The 13,701-nt window shown below is 57.8% G+C and carries 8 protein-coding genes; 5 read left to right on the forward strand and 3 right to left on the reverse strand.

Annotation, left to right across the window (positions count from 1 at the left end; genetic code table 11):
* Positions 1 to 6 precede the first annotated feature (6 nt).
* From rng to tldD, 4 genes are all read left to right on the forward strand, one after another.
* On the forward strand, positions 7 to 1,464 hold the full coding sequence (gene rng / locus TU76_RS06510) for a ribonuclease G (protein ID WP_019825058.1): 1,458 nt from the start codon (positions 7 to 9) through the stop codon (positions 1,462 to 1,464).
* Between the two features lie 75 nt (positions 1,465 to 1,539).
* The gene (locus TU76_RS06515; protein ID WP_048351312.1) at positions 1,540 to 5,352 is read left to right on the forward strand and encodes a YhdP family protein; all 3,813 of its coding nucleotides are present in this window, start codon (positions 1,540 to 1,542) and stop codon (positions 5,350 to 5,352) included.
* A gap of 12 nt (positions 5,353 to 5,364) precedes the next feature.
* Complete coding sequence (locus tag TU76_RS06520) at positions 5,365 to 6,192, forward strand: carbon-nitrogen hydrolase family protein (protein WP_019825056.1); 828 nt, start codon at positions 5,365 to 5,367, stop codon at positions 6,190 to 6,192.
* 105 nt (positions 6,193 to 6,297) lie between these two features.
* Positions 6,298 to 7,740 (forward strand): metalloprotease TldD, encoded by a 1,443-nt coding sequence (tldD, locus tag TU76_RS06525; RefSeq protein WP_019825054.1) that lies wholly within the window; start codon positions 6,298 to 6,300, stop codon positions 7,738 to 7,740.
* Positions 7,741 to 7,787: 47 nt separating this feature from the next.
* Here tldD and yjgA read toward each other — a convergent pair whose 3' ends face one another.
* Positions 7,788 to 8,309 carry a ribosome biogenesis factor YjgA gene (gene yjgA, locus TU76_RS06530; RefSeq protein WP_019825053.1) on the reverse strand — a complete coding sequence of 174 codons (522 nt, stop codon included), beginning with the start codon at positions 8,307 to 8,309 and terminating at the stop codon, positions 7,788 to 7,790.
* A 107-nt stretch (positions 8,310 to 8,416) separates the two neighbouring features.
* On the opposite strand from yjgA, the gene pmbA reads away from it, so the two are divergent.
* Positions 8,417 to 9,763 (forward strand): metalloprotease PmbA, encoded by a 1,347-nt coding sequence (pmbA, locus tag TU76_RS06535; RefSeq protein WP_019825052.1) that lies wholly within the window; start codon positions 8,417 to 8,419, stop codon positions 9,761 to 9,763.
* A gap of 195 nt (positions 9,764 to 9,958) precedes the next feature.
* Here pmbA and TU76_RS24610 read toward each other — a convergent pair whose 3' ends face one another.
* Both TU76_RS24610 and TU76_RS06545 read right to left on the reverse strand, forming a co-directional pair.
* Positions 9,959 to 10,987: a fimbrial protein gene (locus TU76_RS24610; RefSeq protein ID WP_151121067.1), complete on the reverse strand. Its 1,029-nt coding sequence runs from the start codon at positions 10,985 to 10,987 to the stop codon at positions 9,959 to 9,961.
* 53 nt (positions 10,988 to 11,040) lie between these two features.
* Positions 11,041 to 13,512: a fimbria/pilus outer membrane usher protein gene (locus tag TU76_RS06545; RefSeq protein WP_403212664.1), complete on the reverse strand. Its 2,472-nt coding sequence runs from the start codon at positions 13,510 to 13,512 to the stop codon at positions 11,041 to 11,043.
* Positions 13,513 to 13,701: the final 189 nt, after the last annotated feature.

The following is a 13,701-nucleotide window of genomic DNA, read 5'->3' on the forward strand; positions in this document are numbered from 1 at the left end:
CCAGCCATGAGTGAAGAGATCCTGATCAACATCACGCCGATGGAATCGCGCGTGGCGGTGGTAGAGAACGGTGTTCTGCAAGAGGTGCATGTCGAACGTACCCAGCGCCGGGGTATTGTGGGCAATATCTACAAGGGCAAGATTGTCAGGGTTTTACCCGGCATGCAGGCCGCCTTTGTTGATATCGGTCTGGATCGCGCTGCTTTTATCCATGCTTCAGAAATTTCCCTGCGCGAAGGCCAGGCCGTCGAAAGCATCAGCACACTGGTGCACGAAGGCCAGAGCCTGGTGGTGCAAGTCACCAAAGACCCGATTGCTTCCAAAGGTGCGCGTCTAACCACTCAGCTGTCGATTCCGTCACGCTACCTGGTGTACATGCCGCGCACTGCCCATGTCGGCATTTCGTTGAAGATCGAAGACGAAGCCGAGCGTGAGCGCCTCAAACAGGTGGTCAGCGACTGCGTTGCCAAAGAAGGCATCAAGGAAACCGGTGGTTTTATCCTGCGTACGGCGGCCGAGGGTGCCGGGGCGGATGAAATCCTGATGGACATTCGATACCTGCGCCGCTTGTGGGACCAGATCGAAGCTCAGATCAAAACCGTTGGCGCGCCGACGGTGATCTACGAGGACTTGGGGCTGGCACTGCGCACACTGCGAGACCTCGTGAGCCCCAAGATCGAGAAAATCCGTATTGACTCGCGCGAGACCTTCCAGAAAACCACGCAGTTTGTTGCCGAGCTGATGCCGGAAATTGCCGACCGCCTTGAGCATTATCCGGGCGAGCGGCCGATTTTTGATTTGTATGGTGTCGAAGACGAGATCCAGAAAGCCCTGGACCGAAAGGTGCCGCTCAAGTCCGGCGGTTATCTGGTGGTCGATCCTGCTGAAGCCATGACCACCATTGACGTCAATACCGGTGCGTTCGTGGGCCATCGAAACCTTGAAGAAACCATCTTCAAGACCAACCTAGAAGCGGCCACCGCCATTGCCCGGCAACTGCGCCTGCGTAATCTGGGCGGGATCATCATTATCGACTTCATCGACATGGAAGATGAAGAGCATCAGCGTCAGGTGTTGCGCACCCTCGAAAAACAGCTCGAACGTGATCACGCCAAAACCAACATCATCGGGATTACCGAGCTGGGCCTGGTGCAGATGACCCGCAAACGCACCCGTGAGAGCCTGGAACAGGTCTTGTGCGAGCCGTGTGTGTGCTGTCAGGGCCGTGGCAAGTTGAAAACCCCTGAAACCATCTGCTATGAAATCTTCCGTGAAATCCTGCGCGAGGCGCGTGCCTATCAGGCAACGGGTTATCGGGTACTGGCCAACCAGAAAGTGGTCGATCGTTTGCTGGACGAAGAGTCGGGTAACGTTGCTGAGCTTGAAGGGTTTATCGGGCGTACGATTCGTTTTCAGGTCGAAACCATGTATTCCCAGGAACAATACGACGTGGTGCTGCTCTGAAGTATCAGGCGTCATATAGCGTTTTAAAGGGGCTGAATCCGGCCCCTTCGATTACTACTGAAGGGGCCACATGACATGGAGCGTCTGACACGCTTTTTTGCCGCGCTGACCCGTTGGGGGTTGGGTCTGTGCGCCCTGGTTTTGGTGCTGACGGCGCTGTACGTCAGCCTGGGCCGAGAACTCACCCCCCTGATTGCTGAATACCGCGTAGAAGTGCAGAACAAGGCCCGCGAAACCTTGGGGATGCCATTGACCATCGGTAGCCTTGAAGGCCGCTGGAGTGTCATGGCGCCGGTGTTGCTGGCACACGACGTGATGATCGGCGAGGGCAACAGTGCCCTGCGTCTGGATGAAGTGCAGGTGGTGCCCGACGTGTGGGCCAGCCTGTTGAACCGTGACATCCGCATCGCCCGCGTACAACTCAACGGCCTGCAACTGAGCCTGCGCCAGGACGAGAGTGGTCACTGGAGCCTTGAAGGGCTGCCAGTGCAGGATGATCAGCCGCTGGATCCCGAGCAGTTGCTCAAGCAGTTGCAGCACGTGGCGCAGTTGTCGGTGCTCGACAGCCAGGTGACCCTTGAACCCTATAAACAAGCTCCGCTGACCCTGACCTATGTAGGGCTTACGCTGGACGTTGGCCCCTCGGATCAGCGTCTCGATGCGCGCCTGACCCTGCCCGATGGCCAGCCAGTCGCGCTGAGCCTCAAGACCCAGGTCCAGGCCAGTCGCTGGCGTGATGGCGCGGCCCAGGCCTACGTGAGCCTGCCGCAAAGTGATTGGGCCAAATGGCTGCCAGCCACACTGATTGCACCCTGGAAAGTCTCTGAGCTGAAGGCGGGCGGCGAACTCTGGTTCAACTGGGGCCAGGGCTCGGTACAGAGCGCGGTAGCGCGCTTGAATGCGCCAAAACTGAAAGGTGCCTACGCCGACCGCAAACCTGAAACCATCGAGAACCTGGCCCTGCATGCCTGGGCCGAACGGGGTAAGCAAGGTTTCAATGTGGTGCTCGATTCATTGGCCATGAATTTGGACAAGACCCGCTGGGAAACCCGCCTGCAACTGCAGCAGTTTGCGGCCTCCGACAAGGAGCAGGAGCGCTGGCATTTACAGGCCGACCGCCTGGACCTGACCCCGATCACGCCATTGCTCGACTCCCTGGCACCGTGGCCGGACGGTGTGGCCAAGGTTATTGACCAACTCAAGGTCACGGGTACGCTGCGCAATGTGCTGGCTGATTACCGCCCACAGGCGAGTGATGATCAAAAACTCAGCTTCGCGGCGAATCTGGAGCAGGTCGGCTTTAACGCTACCCACGGCGCCCCGGCTGCACGCAATGTCAGCGGCTTGATCAGCGGCGACCTGGGCAAGGGCGAACTGCGGCTCGACAGCAAGGATTTCATGCTGCATCTGGACCCGATCTTCGCCAAACCCTGGCAGTACCAGCAAGCCAACGCCTTGCTGACCTGGACGTTGAACAAGGACAGCTTCACCCTGATCGCGCCGTACATCAAAGTGCTGGGCGAAGAGGGCAAGATCGCGGCGGACTTTTTGATCCGTATCCACCTCGACCATTCCCAAGAAGACTACATGGACTTGAGGGTCGGCCTCACGGAGGGTGATGGCAGTTTCACCCCCAAATACCTGCCCGAAGTGTTGAGCCCGGCACTGACCGAATGGTTGAGTACGGCAATCATAAAGGGCGCGGTCGAAGAGGGCTTCTTCCAGTACCAAGGTTCTCTGAGCCACGATGCCGTTGCGGCTGCGCGCAATATCAGCCTGTTTTTTAAAGTGCATGGCGCCGAACTGGCGTTCCAGCCCGGCTGGCCCCATGTGCGTAACGTCTCGGGTGATGTGTTTATCGAAGACAGTGGCGTACGCATCATGGCCAGCAAGGGCCAGTTGCTCGACACTCAGGTTCGTAACGTTGCGGTCAGAATTCCCCATGTACCCAGCGGTAAGGTCAGCCACCTGTTTTTGGACGGCGACTTTGAGGGCGGGCTGGGTGACGGCCTGAAAATTCTTCAGGAGGCGCCCATTGGCACCGCTGAAACTTTTGCTGGCTGGCAGGGAGAGGGCTCGCTCAAAGGCCGCGTCGACCTGGATATCCCTCTGGAGAAAGGCGTTGAGCCTAAAATCCTGGTGGATTTCAACACCGATAAGGCGCGCCTGAAAATCAGCGATCCCGAGTTTGAACTGACTCAGCTCAAAGGCAGCTTTCGCTTTGACAGTTCCAAGGGACTGACCGGTAAGGGCATCAGCGCCCGTGCTTTTGATCGTCCGGTTACGGCGCAGATTTTTGCCGACGGCAAGCCCGGCCGCCTCAGCACCCGGGTCGTGGCCAGCGGTCAAGTGGGGGTTAAAAAGCTCACGGACTGGCTCAAGTTCAATCAGCCGATCCCGGTGACGGGTGACTTGCCCTATCAATTGCAACTCACCCTGGACGGCGCCGACAGCCAGCTACGCGTCAGCTCCAGTCTCAAAGGCGCAGTGGTGGACTTGCCTGCGCCTTTTGGTCTGGCAGCCAATGAAAGCCGCAACAGTGTGTTTCGCATGACCCTGCAAGGTGCCGAGCGTCGTTACTGGTTTGATTACGGTGACCTCGCCAACCTGACCTTTGCCGCTCCCAACGGCAAGTTTGAAGACGGACGCGGTGAGCTGTTTCTGGGTGATGGCGATCCGATATTGCCTGCGACCAAAGGCCTGAGAATTCGTGGCGTACTGTCGGAACTGGACGTGGCCCCGTGGCAGGCGCTGGTCGAGCGCTATGCAGGCAAGGATCCGGGGGGCAGTGCCAAACAAATGCTCAGCAGTGCGGACTTTAAAGTCGGCAAGTTGATTGCCTTCGGCACCCAGCTGGACAAGGCTCGCCTGGTCATGAAGCGCAACGCGGCATCCTGGGCGCTGCAAATCGACAGTAAACAGGCCATCGGTGCAGTGACTTTGCCGGATGCCAAAAACGCCCCGATTGTGGTCACGATGCAGAGCATCAGATTGCCTGCTCCCGATCCAAAGGCCGTGGCTGACGAAAATGCCCCCGACCCACTGGCCACGGTTGATCCGCGAAAAATTCCGGCACTGGACATCATTATTCGTCAGCTCTACCAGGGGCCAGACCTGCTCGGCGCCTGGTCACTCAAGGTGCGGCCCACCAGTCGGGGCATCAGCCTGAGCAACTTGAACCTTGGGCTCAAGGGCATGCTGCTCGAAGGCGCCGGCGGCTGGGAAGGCGTCGCCGGTAACAGCAAGAGCTGGTATCAGGGCCGTCTGGGCGGAGGGAATTTGGCCGATGTACTCAAGAGCTGGGGCTTTGCGCCGAGCGTGACCAGCGACAACTTTCACGTCGACATAGATGGTAACTGGCCCGGTTCACCTGCCTGGATCGGTCTCAAGCGCTTCTCCGGCACCCTGGACGCTTCGCTCAATAAAGGCCAGTTTGTGGAGGTCGATGGCAGCGCCCAAGTACTGCGCATTTTTGGCCTTCTGAACTTCAATGCCATTGGCCGTCGACTGCGCCTGGACTTCTCCGACCTGTTCGGCAAGGGGCTGAGTTATGACCGGGTCAAGGGCGTGCTCAATGCCAGCAGCGGCGTCTACACCACCAGCAAGCCGATCCGGATGACCGGGCCGTCCACCAACCTGGAGCTTAATGGCACGTTGAATATGATCACTGACCAGGTCAATGCCAAGTTGCTGGTGACGTTACCAGTGACCAACAACCTGCCCCTTGCCGCATTGTTGGTGGGTGGGCCGGCAGCGGGTGGGGCTATGTTCTTGCTCAACAAGCTGATTGGTGATCAGGTGTCGCGATTCGCCAGCGTGCAGTACAGCATTCAAGGCCAGTGGAATGATCCCAAGATTACCTTCGACAAGCCTTTTGAGAAAAACTAGGAGCGCGCCGCGATGTCGTTAGCCGTTATTCAAATGGTCAGTCAGAGCGATGTTCTGACCAACCTGGCTCAGGCTCGGCGCCTGCTGGAAGAGGCTGCGCGCGGTGGTGCACAACTGGCCGTGTTGCCCGAGAATTTTGCGGCCATGGGCCGTCGCGATATTGCCGATATCGGTCGTGCCGAGGCATTGGGCGAAGGTCCTGTCCTGCCATGGTTGAAACAGGCTGCTCGCGACCTCAACTTATGGATAGTTGCAGGGACTTTACCCCTGCCACCCGAAGGGCAGCCTGAGGGCAAGGTTAACGCCTGTTCGCTGCTGATCAACGCCGACGGCGAACCTGTGGCACGTTACGACAAATTGCATTTGTTCGACGTCGATGTGTCAGACAATCGTGGTCGCTACCGTGAATCCGATGACTATGCTCATGGTAAACGCGTGGTGGTAGTTGATACCCCGGTCGGCAAGCTGGGCCTGACCGTATGTTATGACCTGCGCTTCCCGGAGTTGTACAGTGAGCTTCGAGCCGCTGGCGCTGAACTGATTACCGCACCGTCGGCATTCACTGCCGTCACCGGGGCCGCGCATTGGGACATCCTGATTCGTGCCCGTGCCATCGAAACCCAGTGCTACGTGCTTGCAGCGGCCCAGGGCGGCGTTCATCCGGGCCCTCGCGAGACATACGGGCATGCTGCCATTATCGACCCCTGGGGGCGGGTGCTGGCCGAGCAGGCACAAGGCGAGGGCGTATTGCTGGCCCGCCGCGATGCGGGTGAGCAAGCCGATATCAGAGCGCGCATGCCGGTGGTGAGCCATCGGCGGTTTAACACCCATTTGATTTAGGTGGGAGCGGTTTTTTCTGCTCCCACAGATCCAGGCAGGACTAATTTTCAGGTCCGTGTGTTCAGCACTCAAAGATGCTGAAGCAGGGGCCAAGACGGAGTGAATATGAGCGAGTTGTTGACCTCAGTCAGCGAACACCTGTTGGCACCGGGCGGTGTCACCATCGAAAGCCTGCAAAGCGTATTGGGCGACCTGGCCGGACCGGGCATCGACGCGGCAGACCTGTATTTTCAGGGCCAGATTTCCGAGTCATGGGCACTCGAAGACGGCATCGTCAAAGAAGGCAGCTTCAATCTCGATCAGGGCGTAGGCGTACGCGCTCAGTCTGGCGAGAAGACCGGTTTTGCATACAGCAACGCCATCACCCTGGAAGCGCTGGGCCTGGCCGCACGTGCTGCGCGATCGATCTCCCGGGCCGGGCAAAACGGCACGGTGCAGGCGTTCACCACCCAGGACGTGGCCCAGTTGTACGGCCCGGATAACCCGCTCGAAGTCATCAGCCGCGCAGAAAAAGTCGAGCTGCTCAAGCGTATCGATGCTGCTACCCGCGCTCTTGATCCGCGGATTCAGCAGGTTACCGTGAGCATGGCCGGGGTTTGGGAGCGGATTCTGGTGGCGTCCACTGACGGTGGCCTGGCGGCAGATATTCGTCCGCTGGTACGTTTCAACGTCAGTGTCATCGTCGAGCAAAATGGCCGTCGCGAACGCGGTGGCCATGGCGGTGGCGGACGCACCGACTACCGTTATTTCCTCACTGACGACCGTGCCATGGGCTATGCCCGCGAGGCGCTGCGTCAGGCATTGGTCAACCTTGAAGCCGTACCGGCACCGGCGGGCACGTTCCCGGTGGTCCTGGGTTCAGGTTGGTCGGGCGTACTGCTGCACGAAGCCGTGGGCCATGGCCTGGAAGGCGACTTCAACCGCAAGGGCAGTTCGGCCTACAGCGGCCGCATGGGTGAAATGGTTGCCTCCAAGCTGTGCACCATCGTCGATGACGGCACCCTGGCCGGTCGTCGTGGCTCGCTCAGCGTGGATGACGAAGGCACCCCGACCGAGTGCACCACGCTGATCGAAAACGGCGTGCTCAAGGGCTATATGCAAGACAAGCTCAATGCCCGCCTGATGGGCGTGGCCCGCACCGGCAACGGCCGTCGCGAGTCTTATGCCCACCTGCCGATGCCACGCATGACCAACACTTACATGTTGGGCGGTGAAAGCGATCCGGCTGAAATTATTGCGTCGGTGAAAAAGGGCATCTACTGCGCCAATCTGGGCGGTGGTCAGGTCGATATCACCAGCGGCAAGTTTGTGTTCTCCACCAGCGAGGCCTACTTGATCGAAGACGGCAAAATCACTCGCCCAGTCAAAGGCGCGACCCTGATTGGCAACGGGCCGGAAGCAATGAGCAAGGTGTCGATGGTCGGTAACGATCTGTCGCTGGACAGCGGCGTGGGGACGTGTGGCAAGGACGGGCAGTCGGTGCCGGTCGGCGTTGGGCAGCCAACGTTGAAAATTGACGCGATTACAGTGGGCGGTACGGGCGGTTGATGGAAGTTGCCCGGAAGGCTGCAAGGCAACCTTCCTGGCTACGAGGCTTAACGCAGACCGCGTTGAGTCTCGTCCAACCCACGGATGTACTTGAACAATTTGCGGCTTGAGGCCGGTGCCTTGTTCTGAGCCAGCTCGTGTTTGGCCTGACGTATGACCGAACGCATTTGCTGGCGATCGGCTTCAGGGAACTCGGCGACAAACTTTTCCAGTACAGCGTCATCACCCTCGATCAGGCGATCACGCCAGCGCTCGAGGTTGTGGAAACGTTCGTTGTACTGGCGAGAAGAGGCATCGACTTGATCGATCAAAGCAAGAATTTCGTCAAGCGGTTGATCGCGCATCAGTTTGCCGATGAACATCATATGGCGCTTGCGCGCAATATTGGCCGTGTGTTTTGGAGCATCTGCCAGAGCCTTTCGCATTGCGTCAGTCAGGGGCATTTTGTTCAGCAAGTCAGGCTTGAGTGTCGTGAGACGCTCGCCCAGATCAACCAGAGCATGAAGCTCGCGCTTGACCTGCGATTTGCTTTTTTCGCCGTCGAAGGCGTCGTCGTAAGAATCAACCATGGTGGCAGTCCGCAAAGAAACGCCGCCATGATAACCAGTCGGGGGCCGCTTGTCCGGCCCGGTCGCTCGGCGGCCCTGCCGAAAACAGAATTTGAGTGGAGAAAACCATGAGTGCAGTACAAAGCGTCGGCCCGCAGGCCTTGCCGGCACTGCAGGAGCAGGTCGAGCAAATCATCGCCGAAGCCAGGCGCCAGGGTGCCAGCGCCTGTGAAGTGGCAGTGTCCCTGGAACAGGGCCTGTCGACCTCGGTGCGTCAGCGCGAGGTCGAAACCGTTGAGTTCAATCGCGATCAGGGTTTTGGGATCACTCTCTACGTAGGGCAGCGCAAAGGCTCGGCCAGCACCTCGGCCACCGGCCCTGAGGCCATCCGCGAAACCGTCGCGGCAGCCTTGGCGATTGCCAAGCACACTTCCGAAGACGAGAGCTCGGGTCTGGCGGATGCCAGCTTGATGGCCCGTGACCTGCAAGACTTCGACGTGTTCCATACCTGGGACATTACCCCCGAGCAAGCCATCGAAAAGGCGCTGGCCTGTGAAGCCGCGGCGTTCGAGGCTGACAGCCGGATCAAAAACGCCGATGGCACCACCCTGAGCACCCATCAGGGCTGCCGCGTGTACGGCAACAGCAACGGTTTTATTGGCGGCTCGGCTTCGACCCGTCACAGCCTCAGCTGCGTAATGATTGCCGAAGGCGACGGACAGATGCAGCGCGACTACTGGTATGACGTCAACTGCCAGGGCGAGTTGTTGATGGACGCCGCCACCATCGGCCAGCGAGCTGCTGAGCGTGCTGCTCGCCGTTTGGGCTCGCGTCCGGTGCCTACGTGCGAAGTCCCGGTGCTGTTTTCGGCCGAGTTGGCCGGTGGTTTGTTTGGCAGCTTCCTGGGTGCGATTTCGGGCGGCAACCTGTATCGCAAGTCGTCCTTCCTGCTGGATGCAATGGGCCAGCAGATCTTCCCTGAATGGCTGACCCTGGATGAGCGTCCGCACCTGATGCGCGCCATGGGCAGTTCGTCGTTTGATAACGATGGCTTGGCCACATACGCCAAACCTTTTATCAAGGACGGCGAACTGGTGTCCTACATCCTCAGCACCTACTCCGGTCGCAAGCTCGGTATGCCAAGCACGGCCAACGCAGGCGGCGTACACAACCTGTTTGTGACCCACGGTGATGAAGATCAGGCGGCGCTGATTCGCCGTATGGGCCGCGGCCTGTTCGTCACTGAACTGATGGGCAGTGGCCTGAACATGGTTACGGGCGACTACTCCCGTGGCGCGGCGGGTTTCTGGGTCGAGAATGGCGAGATCCAATTCCCGGTTCAGGAAGTGACCATTGCCGGCAACATGCGCGACATGTTCAAACAGATCGTGGCCGTGGGCAACGACCTGGAACTGCGCAGCAACATCCGCACCGGCTCGGTGCTGATCGAACGCATGATGGTGGCAGGTAGCTAAAAAGCGGGACTGCGTATGCTCATGCTTACGCTCTCGGACTACACGGTGGGAGCAAGCCTGCTCGCGAAGGTCATTCGCGAGCAGGCTCGCTCCCACCGTTGAAGTTGTTTTTCAACATCAAATTGGAAAGCCCTTACACCCTCTTACGCAGCCTTCGCTCCTCGTCAGCAGTACAGGGCTTGCTGCGCCCGCAGGCTAGTCATAATTGAGCGTGTAAGTGACACCGGAGTTTGCCGTGCCGCCTTTAATAGGGCCGGGGAGCCTTACATAATTTACCGATAGCGGGATTGAATAACTGCCCACGCCCGCCGCGCCATCGAGCCATTGCCCTGGATTACCCGTACCAGACAAATCCGGGCCGAAGCTGACGATGCCAAATTTGTTATGCACTTCGAATGCAATCCCTTGTGCCCCGGAGTCCGGTGACAGATTTAACTGGGTTGTAAGGTTGGCCGGGTTGTTGGCGTCGGTCAGCGTTACATGCACGCCTGTAGTTCCAGCAACTCCCGTGCAATTGAGGTTAATCGTAAAGTCTTTAGGGGTGGTTCTGCCTTGTGCATTGAAGTCCGCTATGTTGACTGTCCCTAGATTGATATTCATGTTTGGGGTAATAGCTGAGCAGGTAGGTTGTAATATGGTTATCGTCAGCGGGGCCAGCATGTTTACATTGAAAGCAATGAAGTCCTCGTTGGTGGGTGAATATCCGGTGGCCAACACCTTGGCGGGGATTAGACCCGCTTCCATAAAGTCGCCCGTTCTAATCAGCTCTATTTCGGTGGGGACTGAATATATAGTATAATTTGTATTATTAACGCCGCTAATTGAATTTGGTACATATGCCCAGCTTGAGGGATCTCCTATTTTTATGCGCATTGCGATTCCTGACAATTCGGTGCTGTAAAGCTCTCCGCCTATGTTGGTGAAGTCGGTTTTTAGTCGGGTTGATTTTACTGCAGTACAATCGGCGCTGAATAGTCCTGCAGTATTATCGGCATAGGTAGTAATCGTCGCCAAAACGCCATTGATAGGAGTGCGAGGGTCGAGCGGTGGAAATTGTACAGATGGTAAATTAAATTCGGGTGAGCCTGATGTGATAGTGCAGCTAGCCAGTGCCGCATAACTAAAAAAACTCCCGCCCATAACGACGAGCGTCATGATGATTTTTTTTGCTGTTTTAGCCGGGCAATAAAATTTACGAGGTGCTCGATATGTAAGAGTGTTCATTATGTTCCCCGCTCTAAATATATTAAAAGTTTGTGCTGTGACCCGTAAATTAATTATCGGCACACCAACTTCATCTGGTCATAACCCTGTGTACTGCTGCGTTCCGGCAATGCATAACCCGCCTCACACGCCAGCGCACCCGACTTGATGTTCAATGTGCCTTTGTCCGACTCGACCAGTACCAGCGCCTGGCCGCTTGGATCGGCGATGGCCAATAGCGTGCCTTCGGCGTTTTCTACGCGGGTGCCAAAGGGCATTGGCGTGCCATCGGCCTTGACCAGCTCGAACTGCACGCGGCGACCCTGTTTGATGTTGAACCGGGCTACGGTCACCGAGCCACGGCGCGGAATGACTTGCTGGGTGGTGTTGTCGATTTCGAAGTCTGAGCCCAACTGGCTGGAGTCCAGGTTGATCCAGTTGGTGCGGTAGGGTTGCGCGTTCGGCACCACGGCATAGCCATTGGCGCCCGTGGTGACTCCGGCGTTGTTGCCCACCGGGATCCCGACCACGCCCGGTACTTCTACCAGGGTAAAACTTTCGCCCACGGTTTGACCGAAGTTGATCCCGCCAGCGTGCACCACGATGGAGCCGGCGGCTGTACCGTTGAGGGACTTGAAGGTGTCCCCCTGGGCGTACCCGGCACCCACTTGGGCCACGGGGGTGGTGCCATTGAGATTGCCGCTGAAGGTTTTGCCGCCCAGGCTTTCGTGACCAGCATTCACCGAATAGAACAAATCGTCACGGTCCATGACTGAGCCATTGGCACCGGTTTGCAGGCTATGAGCACCATTGTTGTCAGCCGCCAGCGTGCTGCTGACCCGGGTAGGTCGGCTGCTGCTGCCCAGCGGGAACGACAGCGACAACGAAACCCGTGTGCCTGCCGACTTTTCCCGGGAGGCGTCAGGGCTCAGTGTTTGCGTGGCATTCAGGTGGTAGGTCATAGACCCCCAATTGCCGCCATATCCCAGGGTAAATTGCCGGGTTTTGCCTGGCAGGTTCCAATAGCGCTGCTCGCCCATTCTCAGGTAAAGCGCACCGTATTGACGCCCGCCCAGACTTTGGTTGAGGGTGAGGTCAAAACGCGTTTTTGCTCGGCCATCTCGGCGGTGCCGATGAGTGATGTCCATATCGCTGACGTGCTCGTTCAAGGTGCGATAGCCCTCGGTCGAGTAGCGATAGCTGGCCAGGCTGAAGGTGGTGTCGGTGCTGGCAAGGGTTTTGGAGTACAGCAGGCGTGCACTCTGGCCCTTGTTGCGTTGACCGACAGCGTTGGTGCTGGTGGATTGGGTGACATCCGCCGAGAACGCACCGATGGCCGTGTTCTGCGAGGCGCCCAGATTGATGGCACTGAAATCCGGCGCCCATTGCACGCCGCCGAACAGGGTGGTGTTATCGGCCGCGCCATACGTCAGCCCGGCGATGCCCACCATGGGTGTAACCCCGTAGTAGCCATTGCTGTCGTATTGCCCCATGCCCAAGTTGTAGCGAAACGTGTCGCGGCGCACCATTTGCGGCAAGGACGCGAATGCCTGGGTGGTCACCCGGCGGCGGCCGTCAGCCTCGATCACGGTAATTTCAAGATCGCCGTTGGAGCCGTTGGGGTAGATGTCGTCAATCACAAAGGGGCCGGGGGCCACGGTGGTGCTGTACAGCAAGTAGTTGTTCTGGCGCACCTCGACGGTTGCATTGGTGTCGGCATCACCTCGGACAATGGGGGCATAACCGCGCAGGCTGTCTGGCAGCATGGAGTCATCGGATGCCAGAGTCAGGCCTTTGATACGAACGCTGTCGAAGACTTGCGAACTGGTGAAGGTCTGGCCCAGGGTCAATTGGCTCTTCAGTGAGGTGATATCGCGCTGAGCAAAGGTGCGGTTGCTGGTCAGCGTGACGCCATTGGCCTCTGTACTGCTAATGTTTGAGTCATTGCGCAGGCGCCATGACCCTAGGTTGATGCCGTTGTTCAGGCCAATCGAGTAGCTGTTGTTATCACCTGCCCGGGTGGTATTGCGACGACCGGTGATGTTGTAGTTGGCAAAGGCTGACGTAACGCCTTCATCCCATAAAGCCGGGTCTACAAAGCCTCGTGCGCTGCGCAGCATGGAAGCTTGCGGCACGCTAATACTCAGGTGTTGGCGACTGGCGTCATAGTCGACGCTGCTTTGCTCGATCAGGCTGACCAGGTCGTAGCAGAGCTCGGACCGGGTTTCATCCAGTTTTCCGGCGTCCCGAAGCAACTTGAGATCCAGCCCAAGTGATTTAAAAATAGGAACTGTCAAACAGGCCTCAACTTGTCCAGTTGATTCCTGTTTGGTAAAGCTGACATCCTGGCGCCCAACTAACGAGCGGTTTATATAAATATCGACCCGGTAACTACCCGCCGCCACAGTACTACCTTGCAGAAAGTCATTAAGGTCTACACCTTGCCCGCCATTTTGTAGAAAGTGGGTGCTGAATGTTGGTTTTTTAGTAGGTTCATTAGAACTGGCAAAAGTGACTGTCGAAGAAAAAACAACAGTGCCCAACACCAGGGAGTGCAAAAGTACGCTGACTTGAGTGGGCGCGTCGACACTTGCTGATCGTGATAACCGATGAGGAGAAGTGCGGTTGTTTAATACAATTAAAGCAGTCATGTAACGCCTCGGTACTGATGTTGCGCATAGGCAGTTCGATGTCATAGCCCGGTAAAGTATTGTTACGTGTCGGCTAAAAAAGTT

It is taken from the genome of Pseudomonas psychrophila (assembly GCF_001043005.1).
Taxonomy (GTDB): Bacteria; Pseudomonadota; Gammaproteobacteria; order Pseudomonadales; family Pseudomonadaceae; genus Aquipseudomonas; species Aquipseudomonas psychrophila.